The organism is Alcanivorax sp. 97CO-5, from assembly GCF_000524665.1.
Lineage (GTDB): Bacteria > Pseudomonadota > Gammaproteobacteria > Pseudomonadales > Alcanivoracaceae > Alcanivorax > Alcanivorax borkumensis.
The window spans coordinates 412,907-434,603 of record NZ_KI965888.1 but is presented as its reverse complement, the minus strand read 5'-3'; the positions used below and the strand labels follow the sequence as shown (position 1 = coordinate 434,603).

Here is a 21,697-nt window from a genome sequence, read left to right as displayed (position 1 = left end):
TGTCAGATCAAGTCTGAATTACTACAGTTGGGGCCTACCGATAGCGTAGCCTTGCACAAAATCAACGCCGGCTTCTTCCAACACGGGAATCAGGGCAAGCTCCTCCACATATTCCGCCACCGTTTGCACGCCCAGCCGATGGGCCACCTCGTTAATGGACTCCACAATAGTGCGATCCACGCTGGAGTGCAGCAGGTTGCGCACAAAGCTTCCGTCAATTTTGATAACATCAACCGGGAAATGTTTCAGGTAATTGAACGAACTGAAGCCGCTACCAAAATCATCCAGCGCCACCTTGCAGCCTTGCTCACGAATACGCCCAAGCAAGTCACTGGCAGAGGATAACTGATTGACCACGGTGGTTTCGGTGATTTCGAAGGTGAGCCGCTCAGGAGACAGCTGAGTCTGATTGAGCAGAGATTCCAGAAATGGAATAAACGTCGGATCGTCTAGCGAGGTAGCCGATAAATTGATCGCGAGATTCAAGTGCGGCAAGGCAGCCAAGTCTTCGCTGAGCGTAATCAACAGTTGAGTCAACACCCAGCGGTCAATGTGCGGCATCATTTGATAGCGCTCTGCCGCCGGAATAAAGGCGCCGGGGCTAAGGATGTCGCCATTGCGATCTCGCAGACGCAACAACACCTCGTAATGCGATTGTTCCGAGCGGGGGTCGATGGGCCGAATTTCTTGTGCGTAAAGCAGGAAACGATTCGATTCTAGGGATTCGCGCAAGCCCGCGGCCATCTGCAGTTCCAGGTGACGGCGAGAGGCCTCACTGTCGTCAGAGGTATACACAGAAACCTGATTACGGCCCCGATGCTTGGCCGCGTAGCAGGCCACATCTGCCCGGCTCATAGCTTCTTCCACAGTACTCACGTCAGCATCCAGCTGAACCAACCCAACGCTTGCGCCAATGTCGTAAAGTGATTCATTCCAAGCAAACCGGATATCGCCCAAGGCGGCAATCACGCTTTCAGCAATCTGAGTCGCGCACTGGGCTGGGCAGTGGCGTAGCAACAAACCGAACTCGTCGCCGCCCAGGCGAGCGACCACATCCCCCTCACGAACCTGACGGCCGATCACCTGCGCGCATTCACGCAATAGGGCATCACCCGCCACATGGCCAGCGGTGTCATTCACCACCTTAAAACGATCCAGATCGATAAAACACAGTATGTTGTTCTCTGGGCCTTCTTCGTCTAGGGATTCCAGCAGGGTATTTTCAAATTCCCGTCGATTGGTGAGGCCGGTCAAGGCATCACGGGTAGCGTGATAACGTAACTTTTTCTGCATAGCCCGCCGAGTGGTAACATCGCGAAACACCATCACGGCTCCGGTTACCTGGCCCTCTGCGGACTTGAGCGGAGCCGCGGAATCCTGAATTTCGTAGCGGCTGCCATCGCGATTTTGCAACATACTGCCCTCGCGCAAGAAGCAGACATCTCCGCCGTTCAACGCCACCGTGATGGGGTTAGGGGACGGGCCGCTGACATTATCTTCACTCAGCTTCAGCACATCGCCCACCGGCATCCCTTCTGCTTCTTCTTCTCGCCAACCCGTCAGAGACTCTGCTACCGGGTTCATAAAGGTCACGCGGCCGGCTTCATCCGTGGCGACCACCCCATCGGCAATAGAGGTCAACGTAACGCGCAAACGCTCTTTCTCATGGGCCAGCGACTGCTGCATGCTCTTTTCTGCCGTCACATCCCAGTTGGTGCCCAGCACCAGCGCGTCCCCTCCATCGGCCCTAGCTACGGTTTCCGCTCGCACACGGATATGCCGAATTTCGCCCCCCGGCCAACAAACACGAAACTCCGCATCCAAATCTTCCCCGCCATCAATAACACGCTGGAATGCTGTAGTGATCTCAGTGTAATCGTCCGGGTGCACACTATTTCGCCAAATATCCAGAGAGCCATCCCCTGGCGCCCCTGGTTGCAGGCCATACAGCTCATACATGCGCTCATCCCAGAACAACACGTTATTTTGAGGGCTATACTGCCAAATGCCGACACCACCCACCTCCAGCGCCATTTGCAAGCGCTGGCGACTCTCTTGCAATGCCTGTTCGGACAATTTAGCCGCATGGATGTTCTCCACCTGAGCAACCAGATAACTGACCGCCCCCTCAGCACTAACGGACGACACCGACAATCGCACCCAAATCGACTCTCCGCCACTAGCTATAAATCGTTGTTCCAGCGAATAGCCCTCGATCTCGCCAGCCAACAGGTCCTCTAGCATACTCCGGCTCTTGAGCTGGTCATCCGGGTGGGTAATAACCTGATAACTGGAGCCCAACAGCAACTCTTCGTCATAATTCATCAGGTCACACAAGGCATGGTTAACCGCTTGCCACTCTCCGCGAGGGCTCAGCAACGCCATACCTATAGCAGAATGCTTCATGGCCAGCCGAAAACGCACTTCACTGTCTTTTACCTGAGCCAACCTCAACCGGCTACGCTGAAACAACAACGCTCCCAGCAGCACGATTGCAACGGTAACAGCCCCAACTAGCACACCCTGCATGGCATTTGTCCAAAATAATGTGTATCCCTGGCGTCCCCGCCCCATGTTCACTTTTTGAACGCCTTAGCCCCTCGTAGCTAGCGCCACCTGACAAAGCCGGAACTTTCACCGACAATTGGAGCCTGTTAAAGGGCTTCCCGGTTAACATAGCATCCGGGACCTTAAAAGCTCAGGGAGAAGAAAAGCTGACCCGGTCAGCGCCAATCATGACGTTTCGACGACGCTTGTTACAGTTTCTCGCCCTGCTATTTGTGGTAGCGACACTGGCCCAGCTCTGGTATTTGGGCCAGGTGCTGCGCCTGCAACACCACAATCCAGACAGCAGCGCCTATATGCACCGCGCCCAGAAGCAGGGCAATGTGCAGCAAGACTGGCGTGATTACGATCAGATCAGTGATTACCTGAAACGGGCCGTGCTGATTTCCGAAGACGCCCATTTCACGCAGCACGCCGGTTTTGACTGGGAAGGTATCCGCTATGCGCTGAAGCGCAATATGGAAGCAGGCAAGCCTGTGGCTGGTGGCTCCACCATTACCCAGCAACTGGCCAAAAACCTGTACCTGTCCGGCGAGCGCACCTATACCCGCAAAGCGCAGGAAGCGGTTATTGCCCTGATGCTGGAAATTGGCCTGAGCAAACGCCGCATCCTTGAGCTCTACCTGAATGTGGCCCAATGGGGGCACCAAATTTACGGTGCCGAAGCGGCTGCCCAACATTATTTCCAGATCAGCGCCGCGCAGCTATCGCCCTTACAGGCAGCACAACTAGCCGCCATGCTGCCGCGTCCCAATCTTTACGATTTCAAAGGCCCCACCGACTACGTACAACAACGGGCAAGCTGGATTCAGGCGCAAATGGCGCTGGTGCGCATTCCCGACCCGGGAACCGTGCCCCTGCCACCGCCACCTGAACCCACCGCGCCCCCCGAAGGAAACACACAATGAAGCAGTATGCCGTCCCCTTTGCCGCTCTGTGTTTTAGCGGCCTAGCCCTACTGGGCTGTAGCGACAATGACAACAACCAACCCTCCTCCGCCGGCAGCGACAGCAACAGCACCGATGGCATTGCCGGAGTGTGGCAAAGTGACCAGCAAGTGCTGGTACTTGAAGCCAATGGAGACCTCTACCTTCCCGCCGACACAAACCTTCAGGGGCTGCGCTGGGAGCAACAGGAGGACAACTTCACATTCCACTACTTGGACAATCGTGAAAAAAAAGTCACTGAGGCCACCGCCAGCGGCCAACAACAAGATGACTTACTGACCCTTACGCCGACTACCTCATCGCCATCAAACCTAAAAGAAGCCAATAGCGAAAACACAAACGAAAACACAGAAGAGTCCGGCTCAGATATCGATGAAGAAACGGACAATGCCTCCTCCTCGCCATTGTTCAGCGGCGACTACCAGCGTGCTAACTTGGCCGTGGCCCATATCAGCGGCACCGCCACCCGCCCGCAGAACAGTGAGCTGCCCGACAATGCCGTCCTCACCGTGGCGCTGCTGGACAACCAGATCAATACCAGTGACCCTACCGCCCAGCTCATTTCCAAACGCCTGATCCGGCTGGATGAAGACAAAACGGACGTGCCCTTCCGCCTTTATTATCTGCCCGAGGATCTGAAAACAGACCACGAATACCAGATTATCAGCCAAATTGTGGCCGATGGAGGACTCTTCTATCAGTCCGACGCGGTAACCCTGAAAGGTAACAAACAAGGTTTTGCCGATATTATCCTGCCACTCAACGAAGTAATGACGGACAGTGAAACCCTGCGCGGCGCCATTACCCGCGGCAAACCTGGCCAGCACCGGGATATCTTCACTCTATGCAACAGCGATCAACAACTGCTCATTCGTGGCCCGCAAAGTGGCGATTTACTGTCAGCCTACGACAACGCTATCCGCTACCCGCAGCAACCCCGGGTCGCCATCGTTAGCGGCTTGGTTCGCAAGGTCCCCGGCCAACAGGCAAACAGCACCGAGACCGCTTTAATTGTGGAAAGTTTCGAACTGGAAACAGGTATGGATAATTGCCAACTCCCCACCGCCGAGCTAATCAATACCCGCTGGCAGTTAACTCACCTAGGTGAAGACCGCATTATTCTTGGCAACTCCGCACACGTTCCCACCCTCACTTTTAACGCCGAGGGCAACGTCAAAGGACATGGCAGCTGCAACAGCCTTAGCGGCAACTACCTGCTCGACGACCATCAACTGGCATTGTCCGATCTAGCAACCACGCGCAAAGCCTGCTCCACCAGCGTCATTGAAGATCTTTTCTTTAAAGCGATCAAAGCTAGTGATCACTTCCGAATTGATGGCGAATGGTTAACGTTATTCGATGAAAAGGATGAGCCTCTAGCCAGCTTTCAAACTGTGTACTTGTAGGCGCAACGTCAACTGGGGATTGCCAACAATACAAAAAAGGAACAGCTATGCGTGTTCATTACTTGTCTCATGTTCCGTTCGAGCAACTAGGCGCCATGGAGGCCTGGTTTCAGGAACGGGACATCAGCATTCGTCACTCCCTGTTGTTTGCCGATGGCGCCCTGCCCACCCCGGCGGATTTTGATGTACTGGTCATCATGGGAGGCCCCATGGGCGCTGATGATGACCTTCAATTCCCCTGGATGAGCACAGAAAAAGCCCTGATCCGCGACAGCATCGCGGCGGGGAAAAAAGTGCTCGGCATTTGCCTAGGCGCTCAACTGATCGCCCGGGTACTGGGCGCTCCCGTGACCCCCAGTTCTGAAAAGGAAATTGGCTGGTTCCCGGTTTACCCCACTCCTGCGGGAAAAAGTGACAGCATTGGCAAACTGTTCGCCGAGGCGCCCGCCGTGCTGCACTGGCATGGCGATACCTTTGCCATCCCCGATGGCGCCGTACATTTGCTGGAAAGCGAAGGCTGCCGCAACCAGGCATTCCGCTACGGTGATAACGTGTTGGCACTGCAATTCCATCTGGAGCTGGAGGCGAGTAACGCTGCAGACCTATGCGATGCTTGCTCTGATGATTTGGCGCCGGGCCGTTGGGTGGAAGACCGTGAGGCTCTGCTCGGCGACCCACAACGCTTTGTTACAGCCCGCGCCTTACTGGGGCGTGTCCTAAATGCTTTTCTTGCCTGATGTTTCATGTGCATCAGGTCAAATTACAACAACACCGAGTCTGACATTCGACCTGCGCGCTGCCCCTTCTACAAAACAAGAAGCCGCGTCTCTGACCGGAGCGCGGCTTCTCGATTGCCCAACAACCAATGCGGCGGCGCCGCGACTAACTGTTAGCGATTAACTGCTCACTCGTTTCCTGCATTCGCCCCACCGCAGAAAGAATGGCCTGCAAGGCCGCAGCGGTAGTATCCACCGCCATGGCTACAGCACTTTGCGTGGAGTCACCCACCTGTACCCGCACACAGGCCATGGCGTTGGCTTCGGTGTTATCGCCCAGCGAATATTCATCGAAAGACACCACCTTCACCTCACCACCGATACGCCGGTTAAGCGCATCCACCAGGGCCGACATGGCGCCGTCACCGCGGCCAGACAACAGGGTCACCGGCTGACGATCATCACCGATACTGATCTGCGCCTGCACCTGTTCGTTGCTGCGGTTCAAGTCGTAGGAACGCAATACCCAACCCATGGGCACGTTCAGATAATCGCTATTGAAACGGCGGTGCACTCGTTCGCTGGTTATCTCGCCACCATCTTCTTCGGCGTCACCCTGCACCACACCGGCAAGCTCCTGCTGCAACCAGCGCGGCAAATCGATACCGAAATCCCGCTCCAGCACGTGAGCTACGCCACCCTTACCGGACTGGGAGTTAATCCGTACCACTTCCTCGTAGCGCCGCCCCACATCTGCCGGATCGATGGGCAAGTAAGCCGCTGTCCAGATATCGCCGTCCTGATAGCGAGCCAAGCATTTGCGGATGGCATCCTGATGGCTGCCGGAGAAAGCACTGAACACCAGATCACCCGCATAGGGGTGGCGGGGATGAGTTTGGATGTCGGTAATCTCTTCCACCAACGCCACAATCTCTTTTATGCGGGAGAAGTCAATTTCCGGGTCTATTCCCTGGCTATACAGGTTCATGCCTGCAGTCACCAGGTCCATATTGCCGGTGCGCTCACCATTACCTAACAAGGTCCCCTCCACCCGGTCAGCCCCTGCCATTACCGCCATTTCCGCCGCAGCCACACCACAACCACGGTCATCATGGGTGTGCACGCTGATGATCACATCATCGCGATACTGAATATTGTCGTGCACCATCTCTACCTGGTCCGCGAACACATTCGGCGTGCTCACTTCCACCGTAGCCGGCAGGTTAATGATTACTCGCTGCCCCTGATCCGGTCGCCATACCGCATTCACCGCATCAATCACTTCAATGGCGAAATCGGTCTCCGTGGCACTGAACGTTTCCGGGGAATACTGGAAACTCCAGTGGGTATCCGGCTGCTTGGCCGCGTTCTCTTTCACCCATTCAGCGGCCCGCACGGCAATCGCCTTACAACCGGCCTTGTCCACGTTGAACACCTGCTCGCGGAAAGTGGGCGAGGTGGCATTGTAAATATGCACAATGGCGTTCTTCGCCCCTTTGAGAGAGTCAAAGGTACGCGCAATCAAGTCTTCTCGGGCCTGAGTCAGCACTTGGATATGTACGTCATCGGGCACCAGATCTTCTTCAATCAAGGCCCGACAAAAATCAAAATCGATCTGGCTGGCTGACGGAAAACCCACTTCGATTTCCTTGAAACCCAGCTCCACCAACATTTGGAAAAAACGACGCTTTTGCGCCACCGACATGGGCTTGATCAGCGCCTGGTTACCATCGCGTAGGTCCACTGCTGCCCACAGCGGTGCCTTCTCAATACGCTGGTTAGGCCAGCGACGGTCGGGTTTGTCGATAACGGCAACAGGACGATATTTACGGTGATCAAAGCTCATGACAATTTCCTTAACGTAAAAAGGGGCATGTCCTGCCCCCCGAAAGTGAATTCCTAACCTGATCGTTCAGGGGTACTGTCTGACTTGGTTAACAACTCGCATTGTGATCTCGGGTCTAGATCAGGGCGCCGGTAGGCACCGGTAGCAACGAAGAGTGGCGGCCCACTTTTGGCGGTTCGCATCATCGCCCCACAAGAGATACTTTACGGTAGCCGACCCGCAATTTGGTTGCTTTTTTAATCCAATTACCGCCATATACGCAATAATATTGCTCAAAAAGCCAATATAGTGAGAAATTTATTATGAACAAGCAGGCGCTAGCAAAACTGGATCGCACCGACCTGCGTATTCTCGATGCACTGCAGCATAATGGTGGTCTCAGTAACCAGCAGCTGGCGGAAACCGTAGGGCTCTCGCCCTCACCTTGCTCCCGGCGGGTACAAAAGCTGGAAGCCGCCGGCATCATTGTCAAACGGGAAACCGTACTGGACGCCCGAAAATTGGGGCTCGACCTGACAGTAATGATCCAAATCAGCATGGATCGCCACACCCCGGAGCGCTTCGCCAACTTCGAGGAAAAGGTGGCCAGTTTTGTAGAGGTGCAGCAGTGCTACCTGGTCACCGGTCAAGACGCGGATTACTTGCTCAAAGTGGTGGTGCCAGATATTGATGCTTACCAGAGTTTTTTGCTTAACCGTATTACCCGGATCGAAGGGGTGAGCGGCGTGCACTCCAGCTTTGTAATGCGCCGGGTAGTCGATACCGCAGCCTTGCCATTGAATTATGTGAATGCGTGAAAAACCGTTGAACGTACAAAACTGAAGCGCGGAGAGGTGTGGCGAAAAATGCCCGCGATATACCATCGTGCGTGGAGGGTTCTTCAGAACTCACCGGCCCTATGGTGTGCATTTAAACTTTCAACTGATTCCCTGCCGCCAGACACACCTACAGATACCCCTGTCTTACCTGCTATGCTGCCCCTATCGACCCCGTTGATTTGCGAACCATGAAGAAACTGTTGATCGTTGCCCATGCCCCTTCACCCAATACACTTAAGCTCCGCGACGCTGCCGCGCGAGGGGCCTGCCATGATGATATCGAGAACGTTTCGGTAACGGTAAAGGCTCCGTTGGATGCGGGGCCTGAGGACGTGATGATCTGCGACGCCATCCTGCTGGGCACCACCGAAAACCTAGGCTATATGAGCGGCGCATTAAAAGACTTTTTTGATCGAAGCTATTATCCAGTACTGGAAGAAAAGCAGGGGCTGGCTTGCGCACTCTACATTCGTGCCGGCCACGACGGCACCGGCACACGCCGGGCAGTGGAAACCATTGTCACCGGCCTGCGCTGGAATTGGGTTCAAGACCCTCTAGTGCTAAAAGGCGCATGGCAAGACGCATTCGAGGATCAGCTGGAAGAAATGGGGATGTATCTGGCCGCGGGGCTGGATGCGGGGATTTTTTGAGTTGACCGTTCAAAGCAAAAACGCGCTATAGCACTGATACGCTCTAAAGAACCCTCCACACACGATGGTAAATCGCGGGCAGGCGCCTGAGCCCTTACCACGCGATTCCGTATTTCAACTTACCCTTTACTTCGAGCCTTTACTCTTGTTCACCATAGCCGCAATAACGGCTTTTGCCTCATCGCCCTGAAGCATTTCGGCGAACAGCGCCAGGTCTTCCTTGATCACCTGATGCAAAGGCTTATTGATGGATTCTCGCATCAATCGTTTACTGGCTTGCAATGCGCGGGGAGGTTTCTTCGCCAATATCGCCGCCATATTACGCGCGGTGGCATCCAGCTCTTCACGCTCGACAACCTTGGCCACCAGGCCTATTTCCAGCGCTTCCTGAGCCAGCATGGGCTCGCCCAGCAATAGCATCCGCGCGGCACGCTGATAACCGATCCACGCAGGTAGCAGCTTGGAGGAACCCGCTTCTGATGCCACCCCCAGATCCACAAAAGGAGTAACCAATTTGGCATCCGCGGACGCCACCACCAAGTCCATATGCAACAACATGGTGGTGCCTAGGCCCACCGCATTACCCTGCACCGCCGCAACGACCACCTTGGGGAAATCATGAATGGCCTGAATGAAATGGGCGGCCCCGCCGGCCTCACCCGGTGTCGCGTTGAGGAAATCCACCAAGTCGTTACCCGCACTGAAGGACTTTCCCTCACCACGGAACAGCACGACATGAATAGCCTCATTCTGCTCAGCGGCTTTCAACAGCTTAACCAGATCCCGATACATGGCATTTGTCAGCGCATTCAACTTGTCCGGCCGGTTCAGGGTAATTTCCATTACCGATTCGGTGTTATTCACCAGAACCAGATCACTTTCCAGTGTCGGCATCGTCACAACAGCTCTCCCAGTATTTTTCTTTAGTACTTAACCGCAATCCGCATTACCGTTAACTATGTATCCGGTAAGGCAGTGCATAGGTCGTAGGCAAGCAAGGCTAGCGGGCGTACCACAACCTGCCAAGGGTGAATAACGACAAAGACAATTAAAAAACGTACCTTCGTCGCGATCCCTACATTGAAACGGGTTACTTACAACCCTTTGCGTCGCCTCGTACCCCGAGTGTTCACTATAACAAGCCATACACAATTACTGACTGGCCTCAACACTGCCACCGCCCTCAGACAGCAAAGTTTGCGCCTGAGTGCGTAACAGCGACTGATAGCGATGGGCTAGCTGCTCCACCGGCTGCAAACGGACCCTGTGATCCCCCGCACAGACGACCTGAGCCTTCTCTGGTTGGTAGAGCGCTTTCACATCTAGCTCGGCCAGGGTCAACTGGCTATCCGGCACATTCAGACGACCGGGCACGCCGGCCACACATAAAGCCCAAGCTTCCTCCTGATCCGGCTCCGCGGTTACCAATGCCTTGAACTCGAGGGAGATTTTTCCCGCTTGTTTACGCTGCGGCGCCAACAAGCGCACCACACGCAGAAACAATAAGCCCGCACACAAAGCCGAAAACGCCGCTTGAGAAACCGGGGTTTGATAGAAATACAAACCCGCCTGTTTGCCAATTACCGGCCCTTGATGGCCTCCGTAAAGGGTTGCCACCTGGTCCAACAGTTGCTGGTATTCCGCCAGCACCTCTTTCAGAGCGTCTTCAGTGTAGCGTTGCTTGATATGGGGAAAATTCACAACACTAAGGCGCAGCTGGGCCTGTATTTCTTCCCCCTCTGGCACCGTCCATTTCCCCATTGGCGAGGCCGGGGCACCCATAGGCTGAAACGGAGACGGTGAGTCCATAGATTTCACCGTCTCAGTGGTCCCTGGTTGGACTGGCAAAGGCCGCAGGCGCTGCTGAATCAGTGCCGCGGCTAACCGAAGCAGCAGCAGACTCAACACCGCCAGCACAAACCCCGCTTCAATCTGTTTGCGCGGCAATAGCGCATCGTTACCCAGTAAGATCAAGGTACCCGCCAATTCACCGTCCGGTAGGGCCGCCGGCACCGTGACGCGCAGCGAGGAGGTTTTCCTACCGCTCGCTCCCACGTTATCTCCAGCCGTATTTTCGAAACGGATACCCGCCACCGGTTTCAGCTGTACAGTTTCCCGGCCAATCAAATTGATGCTAATAGAGTCGTCGCTGGCCAGCGCCTCTGCCGCACGACGCGCCGTTTGTTCGGCTAGTGCCTCCAGCTGCACTTTACGCTCCTGCTCTAGGCGGGCAGAAAAATGCTCAAGAAAATAAACGCCGACCACCAGCATCGCTAGCAACATTAGAATCAGCTCACGTAGCAAACTCCGTTGCTCACGGATCCATGGCCGCCATTGTTCCCACAGGGACATAAATTCGGTTTCCATATCTTGGCGCCAAGGGCTCACTCACTGCGCGCTCCGGGTGACCTGCAGTGACACCGGTTGCCCCGTGCCGTCTTGGGCTCACTGTCATCATTATGATTGCGGCAGCAGTATACCGTGCTCAGCAGAACAGGACTTGTCCCATTGACGTACTCGTATGACGCTGGGGCCGCTTTCAAGCACAAGAACCTCCCTCTCAAGCCGCTATTTCTGCTACTCTTACACCGCCGTTTCGGCTCGAATACGACGCCGACTATCTAGCTAACATTTTTCACCTTCTGGCACTTTTTATTTTCTGGCACTGGGAGCCCACGCGTGCGCGAGATCATTCTGATCCAGGTATCTGGTAATGACCGACCGGGTTTGACCGCCGCCTTCACCGGCATTCTTGCCCGTTATCGGCTCAACATTCTGGATATCGGTCAGGCCGTCATCCACGACACCTTGTCGCTGGGGATTTTGGTGGAAACGCCTCAGGATGCTGACTCTTCATCAGTCCTCAAGGATCTGCTTTTCGAGGCGCACAAGCTGAATATCAATGTGCGCTTCCGGCCCATCGACGAGGACCGCTACGAAGAGTGGGTCGCAGGCCAAGGCAAGGACCGCCATATCATCACCCTGCTAGCGCGCAAGATCACCGCCGAGCAACTAGCCGATGTCACCACTACCGTGGCCGACAATGGACTCAACATTGATAGTATAGCTAGGCTATCTGGACGTGTTCACCTAGAAGGGGAAGCCCTTAACGAGGACAACCGCGCCTGCATTGAAATTTCCGTGCGCGGCGAACCCCAGAACGGTGAGGCTATGCGTGCAGCCTTCCTGAGCATTGCCAACGAACGCAACTTGGATATCGCTTTCCAGCGCGACAGTGCCTACCGGCGCAACCGGCGCTTGGTGGTATTCGATATGGATTCCACCCTGATTCGCTCCGAAGTGATCGACGAACTGGCGACAGAAGCCGGCGTCGGCAAACAAGTGGCCGAGATTACCGAGCAGGCCATGCGCGGCGAGCTAGACTTTAATGAGAGCTTTAAAGCTCGCGTCGCCCTGCTTAAAGGCTTGGACGAAGGCGCCTTGGAACGAGTGCGTGAACGCATCCAGCTCACCGAAGGTGCTGAACGGTTAATCTCTACGCTACGCGCCCTAGGCTACCGAACCGCCATCCTTTCCGGCGGTTTCACTTGGTTTGGGCAATGGCTACAAGAACTATTGGGGATTGATTATATCCACGCCAACGAGCTGGAAATCGAAAACGGCCAGGTCACGGGTCGGGTGGTAGGGCAGATCGTCAACGGCCAGCGCAAGGCGGAACTGTTAAGAGGTATCGCGGCTCAAGAAGGTATTAGCCTGGAACAGGTTATCGCCGTAGGTGATGGTGCCAACGACCTACCCATGCTTGGTGAAGCAGGCCTGGGTATTGCTTTTCGCGCCAAGCCCTTGGTCAAACAGAATGCGGAACAGGCCATTTCCACCCTAGGTCTGGACGGCATTCTTTATTTAATCGGGGTACGCGACAAGGACCAAGCGGAACTATTGAAGGGTAACTGAGAATAGCTGAAACTCGATCGCGCTCGCCAGCTTAGGCCTGTGACTAATAAGCGTAAGAGGCCGCGCCCATGTTTTGGGCGCGGCCTCTTACGTTGCACAATCGTCTTAGCGTTTTTCACACGTTATCCGCTATCAATACATTACGCCGACTCAGGAATCTCAAGTACATCCATGGGGGGCTGCAGGTAATACCCCTGCAAATAATCCACACCGCCCAAGGTCCACAACGCCTGCATCTGCGCCGCAGACTCAACAAACCCAACCACGGTTTTACGGTTGCCCTCTCTCACCTTTTGAATGATGGCAGTAAGACGCTCACGACCTTCCGCCTTGGACAGCTCCTGGGTAAAGGACCCTTCAAACTTCACCATGGTGACAGGAATATGCTGGAACAGCTTGAACGGATCTAACCCGCCACCAAAACGGCTAATAGAAATACCACACCCCAACGTTTTGACCTTCTCGGCAAAGGCCCCCGCCTGTTTCAGGTAAGTGGCCGCATCTGCTTCGCTAAACTGGAAAGTCACCCGAGACCCGTCCATCTTGGCCGCGCGCATGGCCTTGGCTAGCCAATCGACTAGGGTCGCGTCAGCCAGAGAGGCACCGTTAAGGTTCAACACCAGATTTACCGGTTCGCTGAAAGCCGACGCTGCCCGCATGGCGTTAAGCACCACCCAGCGGTCGATTTTACCCACCAAACCCTGCTCGGCAGCCACCGGCATAAACTCTGTCGCCTCCATGTCATCACCCTGTTTCTGGGGCAAATTAACGAACACTTCAAAGGTATGGTCGGATTGGTCTTCCAGGCACACCAGTGGCTGATAACGCAAGCTAAATTTGGCCTGTTCCAGCGCTTGGCGCACCTGCATGGTTACCGCTTCGGAAGAACCCGCTGCCACGTCATCCATGGGATCGTGAACCTTAACACTGCTGCCTTTGCCCCCGTTTTCACGCTGGGCTTGATTACAGCATTTCAGCGCGGTGGTGAGAATCCCCTGACTGCTACGAGCATCTTCACGCACAAAGGACACTCCCACACTGGCAGTAACATGAACGGTCTTCGCGGCAACTTCTGGCATCAGGCTTTCGATACCCGCACGCAGGTTTTCCGCCATCTCTGCCGCTTCCTCCGTATCGTCAACCGGCTGCAAAATCGCAAAATCCTCACCATCCACTTTGGCCAACCGTGCCTCACCCACCTCCGCACGTAGCCATTCGGCCACGCTTTTCAAGATGCCATCCGCGCCATCAATACCCAACTCAGACTGATGATGCTCAAAGTCATCCAGACGCAAATACAACACGGTAGCCAGCCGTCCTTCGTTAGCGGCCAGTGCCACACTTTCATCTAGGCGATCCATAAACCAGCTGCGACTGAACAACCCGGTCACTTGGTCTTTCTGGCTCATTTCCTGGAGCCGTTCTTCCATTTCGCTTTCATTCACACCCGTGGTGCGAATCACGATTTGGGTGCAAGCCTCACCGTCATAGGTGCTGGCTGAAAAAGTGAAGGTGGCGTCAAATTCGCCTCCCTCAGTGTTCACTCCCTTACACTCCAGCTCCTGGGTCTGGCTCTCATCTTGCGCGCGGCTGCGCAGCAGCTGCTTAAGTTTGGCATGGTCCGAGGCCGAGACCATATCCATAATCGGCACGCCGGCCAAATCATCGGCACTCTCATAACCAAACATTTCAACGTAATTATCATTCGCGTGAATATGCATGCCATCCAGCACATAGGCGATGGCATCACGGCTCTGGTCCATCAGCAGCGACAGACGCTTCTCGGCATCGTGAAGTGCAATTTCAGAATGTTGCAGCTCTTTACGCAGACGAAGATTCTCAATGACTCTGTCCACCATCAGAGATAACAATTCACGATCATCATTTGGCACGACACCACGGGCACCCAACGACATGCCCACTTTAATGGTATCGGCACTGAAATTATCTTCGAGAAGGATCACGGGAATCGCTTTACCCAAGCGATTGAGGTGACTCATGGCATTTTCAAAACTGCTATCGCCGAACGTGGGGCGACAAAGCATCAGTTCCCAGGCACCGCCTTTCAAGGCCCGCAACAGATCATCCTCACCCAACGCCAATTGCGCCCGGGTTGCGCGGCCAGCGTTGCGCAGGCTATTCATCAACTGTTCAGCTTCATCCTGTGAATCATGGGCGATCAGAAGACGTAAATTATCCAGGGCATAGCTCATGGGGCGATGACTCATACAGTTTTCTTACGGCCCACCATTGTGCCTGACTACCCTGCCTTGGCAACCATCAAAGAGAGTGCAGAAAAACGCCGTACTGCAGCCGTTATCCGACCCGCAGACCGCTAATGAAACATTACGACTCAACCGTGGGGGCATATGCATTTCGCGACATCCTGACAACAATATCGTTGTTGTTACCCTAATAGCGGATATGGACAACAATCCGTGAAGCCGAATTATCAATAAAATTGCCTGATTCCACACCTGCGCCTACAAACTGGACCAGATGAAGTCTAGAGCATCATCCTCTTCCGAGGGATTAATCGGCGCCGGCGTAGCCAGATCCTTAAACGGATACTGGTTGAACCCGGATACGCTCTGGATACTGCGCAGCAATTGCACCCTACGCAGCTCTTCTCCCTCCAGCAGCTCGACTTTCATGCCCTCATTAAAGCCCACCGTAGGCAACAACAAGGTTGCTGGCTGCCCAGTAGCAGCCAGTTCAGACAGAATCACACCGCGCATATAGTCACTGTCGACCCCTAACTTGCGCAGCGCACGCGCGGCCACAGGGCGCCCACCTGGGGCCAACAACTCCACGCCGAAGCGCGCACCATAGTTCGGCAACTGCGTCACCCAGCGGACCACCGCCACAGACCAATCACTGTCTGGGCAGTCACGCAGGGCCAGCAATTCTCCTGTGCGCATCAGGCTCGGTGTATTGCCCTGCCAAGACAGGCAATAGCCGCCCGGGCTCACATTGACTTTCTGGCAGTGATAGCTCACAGGCAAGGGCGTTTCTTTACGCTGCCCCCCCGTCTTCACGTTCATCTCAATAGCTTCATCAGCATAATGGGACTGATAGGCCGTGGCCCAAGGGTCCGCATTTTGCTGTTTCTGTTTAGTGCTCTTCTTGATGTTGGCCAGGAAGGGGTTGCTCTCGTCTTCAGACCGCAACATCGACAGACTGCCCCGCGCCACAATCGTTTCGAAAGCGACTTTGTTAGACAGAAAGTAATGCACGCCCACCAAACCAAAACACAACTCCACTTCACCGCTTTCCGGCATCCGCTTAAACGCCCGCTCGGTCAAGGCTCCCCACACCTGCTGCAGGTGGTTAAGCAGCCTTTCATCCAGGCTTTTGGGAACGATCAGCGTGCTCTCATCAGAGGCGGCCAACCAACCAGCAATGGCTTCTACCAAGCGAGAGGAATCAATATAACGCCAGCTCTGTGATGCCTGGGACGCATGGGTACGATAAATGGGGGGGCGATCCGCCTGCAGATCAAAAACGAACAGGTCATCCTCATCACTGGCAGTGCTGATTTCAATCAGCGGTGCCCAAGCGAATGCAGCCTTGTAGATCCCCGCCAGTTCCTGCTGGCGCAACTGGTTAGGTTTTGCCGTAGCCAGTAATAGGCAACGGGCATAAGCAGACTCAATACTGCTTTCGACTTCGCCATCCAACACTGCAATGCCACTGATGCCCTGCTGTTGAGCCAACAGAAACAGTTGATGGAGCTCCAGCCACAAATTGCTAGGGCAGGGCAAATAGAGTTGGTAGCAACGCAACAATGTATCGCCTAGGGCCGTTACCGCCCGATGAATAGCAATTGCCACCGCTCGCCTTACGGCTTTGTCCTTGATCTTACGAATGCCTCGCACCGCCACCAGCTTGTAGCCATTCGCTAGGTGCCCTTGCAGGGCCTGGGCAAGGCTGGCCACACGACGAGCCTTCTCGGGCAATACCAGTGACTGGTTCAGGTAATGTTTTTGTAGCGACTCGCTGACTTGAAGAATCGATGGGCGCACAACTTCCAGTAACTGAAAGCGGAGTTTGGAATCAATCTGGAGCCGGTTAAGTTCCTGAATAAACTTATACAACTGGCGAGCAGTTTCTCCCATATTCATGATTGGGAGAGACTCAACCCACTGTTCCAGCTTTTTCGGCTGAGCAGCGCCAAGTGTCAGGTGCGGCAGATCCTGCTCAGGCAGTTTCAATCGCACCGTCTGGTCTGGTTGCTCCATGAAGGCAATCCTTATCTTGGCCACACCTCGGCCACTGTCATTATTTGATATTAATTATTTTTACTTATGTGCCCTATGTCACATTACCCTACGATACTGTTGCAATTCTGTAAACGCCATGGAGACCTAGACGTACGGTGTTCATTGGCCGGCAGGCAGCAGGCTACTAGCCCGCTAATACCGTCTTGGCGGGCTCCCCAGGCTCTTCCCGCGTTAGCCTGGGGACCAGGAAACCCGGCAGTCGAGCACGCAAGGCCGCATGGATCTCCCTGGCGGCGTCATCGGACACCGCGAAATGCGCCGCTCCTTGCACCGCATCCAGCTGGTGCAGGTAATAAGGCATCACCCCAGCGTCAAATAATCTGTCGGACAGCTCTGCCAGCGTGTCGGCCCGGTCATTCACTCCGGCCAGCAGCACGCTCTGGTTGAGCAAGGTGATGCCAGCACTACGCAAGTCCCGACAACGCTCTACCAGCGCCGGGCTAATTTCGCGGGGGTGATTACCATGAAGCACCAGCACGGTCTGCCAACGACGCCGTGTCAACAGCGCTTTTAGCCCCACCTCTAGCCGCTCGGGGATCACCACGGGAGTGCGGCTATGAATCCGTAACCGACGCAGGTGCGGAATGCTTTCCAGGGCATCCAGCAATTGCTCAAGGCGCTGATTACTCAGAGTCAGAGGATCTCCACCACTGAGAATTACCTCATTAATATCCGGCCGGGCCGCTAGCCACTCCAGGGCCTGCTTCCAACGTTTGCCGCTCAGATGTGTCTGGTAGGGAAAATGACGCCGAAAACAGTATCGGCAATGCACCGCACAAGCCCCGGTGACCACCAACAACGCCCGCCCATGATATTTGTGCAACAACCCCGGCACCGCCGTATGTTCAGCTTCATCTAGCGGGTCAGCACTAAACCCGGGCTGCGCTACCATCTCATCGGCCACACTCAATACCTGACGCAACAGCGGATCATGGGGGTTGCCCCGCTCCATCAGTGCCACGTAGCTACGCGGTACCCGCAGAGGGAAATCCGTAGCCGCCGACAACGCATCCGGCAGGCTCTCCACCGGCAGATAAAGCATCGCCAATAGCTCTGCCGGGTCGGTTATCAGGTCCGCCTGCTGGCGCTGCCAGCTGGGCAACTCCCAACCAGACGCTTCCTGCGTTATCATGAGGGTCTGTTGATGTTTCATCTGCGTCTCTGCTGGAGTTTCATTTTTTCGCCCGGCAAGGCGGAGTGAGTGCAGCATAGTCATGCTTATGTCAGCGACCGACAATACAGCTGGGCGGAAAAAGGGGCCCAGTTCTTCGGGTTGCGCCTGCACGCTCGCCACTCGTCGTTACACGTCGCTCATTTGATGCAACCAAACATCTCTTCCTTTGCCTAGATTGGCGAGCGTGCAGGCGCAACAGAGATGCAGATGAAACATCAACAGACCCTATCAACCGCTCAAGTTGCATACATCAACTCTTTGGAAAAGTTTTATGGCCAACTATTCTACCAGCGAATTCAAGTCTGGCTTGAAAGTGATGCTCGATGGCGATCCCTGTTCCATCATCGAAAACGAATTCGTCAAGCCGGGCAAGGGTCAGGCGTTCAGCCGCGTAAAGCTACGCAACCTGCGTAACGGTAAGGTTTGGGAACGTACCTTCAAGTCTGGTGACTCCTTGGAGGGTGCTGACGTAATGGACGTTTCCATGCAGTACATCTACAGCGACGGCGAATTTTGGCACTTCATGGACCAAACCTCCTTCGAACAGAAGCAAGCCGACGAAACCGCGGTTCGCGACGCCAAGCAGTGGCTCAAGGAAGAAGACATCTGCGAGGTTACTCTTTACAACGGTGAGCCCTTGTCCGTTAGCCCCCCCAATTTTGTTGAGTTGGAAATCATCGAAACCGACCCAGGCCTCAAAGGCGACACCGCCGGCACCGGTGGAAAGCCCGCCACACTGAGCACCGGCGCAGTGGTACGTGTCCCGCTGTTCGTACAGACCGGTGAAATCGTCAAAGTCGACACCCGTACCGGCGATTACGTGGGCCGCATCAAACAGTAGCCATGAGCAACTGGCAGCCCACCGCCTCTTTGCAGGCCATCAAGGCGCGCGCTGAACTACTAAGCACAGTGCGCGCCTTTTTTGATGCCCGCCAAGTACTGGAAGTGGACACCCCGCAGCTGGCCCGTTACGGCGTCAGCGACCCACACATCCAGTGTATTGCCGTGCCCGGCTACGGTTATCTGCAAAGCTCGCCGGAATACCATATGAAGCGTCTGCTCGCCGCTGGCAGTGGGCCTATATACCAGCTGTGCAAAGCCTTCCGCGAGGGCGAGGCTGGGGGGCGCCATAACCCTGAGTTCACCATGTTAGAATGGTACCGGCCCGGTTTTTCCCTGAACCAGTTAGTTAGCGAATGCCTAGCGTTGTTTGCTGAACTGTTTCCCGGCATCAGGGCAAAGAAATACCCCTTTCGTGACCTGTTCAAGAACATTACAGGCTTGGACCCACTTACCGTCGATGACGCAGAGCTAATCCATTACGCGGTATTCCACGGCGCGCCTACTGGCCTGAACAAAACCGCCGCGGTGGACTATCTGATGGCCACTCAGGTGGAAACGGCCCTCCCTGCCGAACAACTGTCTGTGGTGACCGACTTCCCCGGCTGGGCCGCTGCGCTGGCCCAGACCCATAAGGACAAAGACGGTGCCATCGTGGCCAAGCGATTCGAGGTTTACTACCGGGGCCTGGAGCTGGCCAATGGCTACCAGGAACTCACTGACGCGCAAGAGCAGTCACAACGCTTTCAACGGGACAATGCTCTGCGGCTCGAACAAGGATTGCCCCCCATGGCTCCCGATGCTTATTTGCTCGACGCCATGACATCCGGACTTCCAGAATGTAGTGGTGTCGCCGTTGGCGTTGAGCGGCTACTCATGGCCCAGCAGCCGCCCCTGACCATCGACCAGGTGCTGACGTTCCCCCACCCAAGAGCGTAACGTCGCCCTCTCGCTTTTTGCTTAGTCATCGAACCCAGCACAAGGAACGCTTGGCCATTGTGATAAAGTAGCCATCAATGTCCGAACCGGTAAGCACTATGCATCTGTACCTCCTCGTCGCCTGTGACCGCCTTGATGAAAAGCAGGAAAAAAAGCTCAAGCGAAACCTGCCCGATTTGCAAGCAGCCCTACAGGCCTATACGGACGCCAACGAAGGCGTAACACTGATAAATGAATGTGAGAGCGAGGGCTGCGAAGACTGGCACCTGGGCATCTCTCAGCCGGTGAAGAAAAAGGCTCAACTCAAGCTTCCGGTGAATCTTTTCAACGATCTTGCCCGGCAATACAACATTGATTGCGAGGTGGGCGCCATCGAGAACGAGAGCTTTGATCCGGTCAGTTATTTTGGCAAAAACGAAGGGCAGGGAGATGTGTTTTTGATTGGTGAGTACCTGGGCCTGTAGCCCGCTTCAGCTTTTCCGATTTTGCTGTATCGTGCCGCCAGCCATACGCTTATCGCAAAATAAAACCATCAGAAAGTCATAAAAAAACCGCGCCCAATTTCTGCGCACGGCCTCTTTTTATTTAGCCCGTACCGCTCCCTGCGTTGCGGCTGTTAACTTTTTACTTACAACGGCATTTCACCCTACCGCCGGCGGCACTACGGAATTGGCTCGCCCGGCAGTTTCCGCAATCAGCTCACCGATGCGATCAATCACCGATGGCGGAAAATCATGGCCCATGCCGGGAATAATAACCAGCTTGGCACCGCGAATAGCGCGGGCAGATGCCTTGCCACCGGCAGGACGAATTAACGGGTCAGCGCCGCCATGGATCACCGTGGTCGGGCATTGGATCTGCTTCAAGGTTTTGCTTAAAGAACCGGTGGCCGTGATCGCCAGAAACTGGTTGCGGATACCTCTCGGGTTAATGCCTCGCGCCCAGGCAGCCCGATACATGGCCGCCAGCTCCTCCTTACCCTGGGGCAAGGTACCGGCCAGCTTACTCATCATTTCCAAGCCGAAGGTAACGAACTGCTCTTCGGTTTCCACTTTCACGCGCGGGGCAATTAAAACTCTTAACGCCGAGGGTTTCGGCGGTGGCAGTAATGAGCTGTTATTACTGGACATGATTGAGGTGAGGGACAGCACCCGCTCCGGGTGAGTGCCCGCCATCAACTGGCTGATCATCCCGCCCATGGAGGCACCAACAAAATGCGCCCGCTCAATATTTAATGCATCTAGCAGGCCCACCGTATCGGCAACCATATCGTGCAAGGTGTAAGGGCTCTCCACCGGCAGACCGATTATGCGGCGCAGGATCGCCGACACCGGCCCCTGCTTTATCGGCTTGCGGATTTGGGTGGATTTACCCACATCACGGTTATCAAACCGGATCACCCGATAGCCTTTTGCCGCCAACGCATCCAGCAAGGTATCCGGCCAGAACACCATCTGCGCCGACAGCCCCATGACGAAAACCATGGGCTCCCCGTTTTCCGGACCACGGCTCTCATAAAAAAGCTCGATGCCATTACTCGCGACCGTACCTGACTGCATATGCGTACCCTTTATGCTCGCCTATTCTTGTGATGCAGT

17 protein-coding genes are annotated in these 21,697 nt (G+C 55.1%); 9 read left to right on the top strand and 8 right to left on the bottom strand.

Features of this window, described 5'->3' with window-relative positions:
• Nucleotides 1-21 precede the first annotated feature (21 nt).
• Nucleotides 22-2,529: an EAL domain-containing protein gene (locus Y017_RS08005; protein WP_231483445.1), complete on the bottom strand. Its 2,508-nt coding sequence runs from the start codon at nt 2,527-2,529 to the stop codon at nt 22-24.
• Nucleotides 2,530-2,735: 206 nt separating this feature from the next.
• Between Y017_RS08005 and mtgA the strand changes: the two genes are divergently transcribed.
• Genes mtgA through Y017_RS07990 form a run of 3 tightly spaced genes read left to right on the top strand, consistent with a single transcriptional unit; the run spans nt 2,736 to nt 5,655 of the window.
• Nucleotides 2,736-3,473, top strand: coding sequence for a monofunctional biosynthetic peptidoglycan transglycosylase (mtgA, locus tag Y017_RS08000; RefSeq protein WP_035460095.1), 738 nt, complete (start codon nt 2,736-2,738; stop codon nt 3,471-3,473).
• Nucleotides 3,470-4,918: an META domain-containing protein gene (locus tag Y017_RS07995; protein WP_035460093.1), complete on the top strand. Its 1,449-nt coding sequence runs from the start codon at nt 3,470-3,472 to the stop codon at nt 4,916-4,918. The genes mtgA and Y017_RS07995 overlap by 4 nt, the downstream gene beginning before the upstream one ends.
• A 47-nt stretch (nt 4,919-4,965) precedes the next feature.
• Nucleotides 4,966-5,655 (top strand): type 1 glutamine amidotransferase, encoded by a 690-nt coding sequence (locus Y017_RS07990; RefSeq protein WP_011589710.1) that lies wholly within the window; start codon nt 4,966-4,968, stop codon nt 5,653-5,655.
• Between the two features lie 145 nt (nt 5,656-5,800).
• On the opposite strand, the gene Y017_RS07985 is transcribed toward Y017_RS07990, so the two are convergent.
• Nucleotides 5,801-7,480 (bottom strand): 2-isopropylmalate synthase, encoded by a 1,680-nt coding sequence (locus Y017_RS07985; RefSeq protein WP_035460091.1) that lies wholly within the window; start codon nt 7,478-7,480, stop codon nt 5,801-5,803.
• 302 nt (nt 7,481-7,782) lie between these two features.
• Between Y017_RS07985 and Y017_RS07980 the strand changes: the two genes are divergently transcribed.
• Both Y017_RS07980 and Y017_RS07975 read left to right on the top strand, forming a co-directional pair.
• Complete coding sequence (locus Y017_RS07980) at nt 7,783-8,277, top strand: Lrp/AsnC family transcriptional regulator (protein ID WP_011589712.1); 495 nt, start codon at nt 7,783-7,785, stop codon at nt 8,275-8,277.
• Nucleotides 8,278-8,486: 209 nt separating this feature from the next.
• On the top strand, nt 8,487-8,948 hold the full coding sequence (locus Y017_RS07975; RefSeq protein WP_035460090.1) for a flavodoxin family protein: 462 nt from the start codon (nt 8,487-8,489) through the stop codon (nt 8,946-8,948).
• A 126-nt stretch (nt 8,949-9,074) separates the two neighbouring features.
• Here Y017_RS07975 and Y017_RS07970 read toward each other — a convergent pair whose 3' ends face one another.
• Together Y017_RS07970 and Y017_RS07965 are read right to left on the bottom strand one after the other, a co-directional pair.
• A complete protein-coding gene (locus Y017_RS07970; protein WP_035460087.1) occupies nt 9,075-9,842 on the bottom strand; it encodes an enoyl-CoA hydratase-related protein in 768 nt (255 codons plus the stop codon).
• A gap of 258 nt (nt 9,843-10,100) precedes the next feature.
• Complete coding sequence (locus tag Y017_RS07965) at nt 10,101-11,315, bottom strand: hypothetical protein (RefSeq protein WP_231483444.1); 1,215 nt, start codon at nt 11,313-11,315, stop codon at nt 10,101-10,103.
• Between the two features lie 312 nt (nt 11,316-11,627).
• Between Y017_RS07965 and serB the strand changes: the two genes are divergently transcribed.
• The gene (gene serB, locus Y017_RS07960; protein ID WP_011589716.1) at nt 11,628-12,863 is read left to right on the top strand and encodes a phosphoserine phosphatase SerB; all 1,236 of its coding nucleotides are present in this window, start codon (nt 11,628-11,630) and stop codon (nt 12,861-12,863) included.
• A gap of 140 nt (nt 12,864-13,003) precedes the next feature.
• Here the strand turns inward: serB and Y017_RS07955 are convergent, their stop codons facing one another.
• The 3 genes from Y017_RS07955 to epmB form a co-directional block, all read right to left on the bottom strand.
• Complete coding sequence (locus Y017_RS07955) at nt 13,004-15,091, bottom strand: EAL domain-containing protein (protein ID WP_231483442.1); 2,088 nt, start codon at nt 15,089-15,091, stop codon at nt 13,004-13,006.
• Nucleotides 15,092-15,346: 255 nt separating this feature from the next.
• Nucleotides 15,347-17,104: a hypothetical protein gene (locus Y017_RS07950; RefSeq protein WP_035460080.1), complete on the bottom strand. Its 1,758-nt coding sequence runs from the start codon at nt 17,102-17,104 to the stop codon at nt 15,347-15,349.
• Nucleotides 17,105-17,270: 166 nt separating this feature from the next.
• The gene (epmB, locus tag Y017_RS07945; RefSeq protein ID WP_231483440.1) at nt 17,271-18,299 is read right to left on the bottom strand and encodes an EF-P beta-lysylation protein EpmB; all 1,029 of its coding nucleotides are present in this window, start codon (nt 18,297-18,299) and stop codon (nt 17,271-17,273) included.
• Nucleotides 18,300-18,591: 292 nt separating this feature from the next.
• Between epmB and efp the strand changes: the two genes are divergently transcribed.
• The 3 genes from efp to Y017_RS07930 all read left to right on the top strand — a co-directional run bounded on the left by efp (nt 18,592) and on the right by Y017_RS07930 (nt 20,563).
• Nucleotides 18,592-19,161, top strand: a complete 570-nt coding sequence (efp, locus tag Y017_RS07940) for an elongation factor P (protein WP_011589720.1) — start codon at nt 18,592-18,594, stop codon at nt 19,159-19,161.
• Between the two features lie 2 nt (nt 19,162-19,163).
• A complete protein-coding gene (epmA, locus tag Y017_RS07935; RefSeq protein ID WP_011589721.1) occupies nt 19,164-20,099 on the top strand; it encodes an EF-P lysine aminoacylase EpmA in 936 nt (311 codons plus the stop codon).
• Nucleotides 20,100-20,176: 77 nt separating this feature from the next.
• Nucleotides 20,177-20,563 carry a hypothetical protein gene (locus Y017_RS07930; RefSeq protein ID WP_081737591.1) on the top strand — a complete coding sequence of 129 codons (387 nt, stop codon included), beginning with the start codon at nt 20,177-20,179 and terminating at the stop codon, nt 20,561-20,563.
• A 177-nt stretch (nt 20,564-20,740) separates the two neighbouring features.
• Here the strand turns inward: Y017_RS07930 and Y017_RS07925 are convergent, their stop codons facing one another.
• Nucleotides 20,741-21,658 carry an alpha/beta fold hydrolase gene (locus tag Y017_RS07925; protein WP_011589723.1) on the bottom strand — a complete coding sequence of 306 codons (918 nt, stop codon included), beginning with the start codon at nt 21,656-21,658 and terminating at the stop codon, nt 20,741-20,743.
• Nucleotides 21,659-21,697 lie beyond the last annotated feature (39 nt).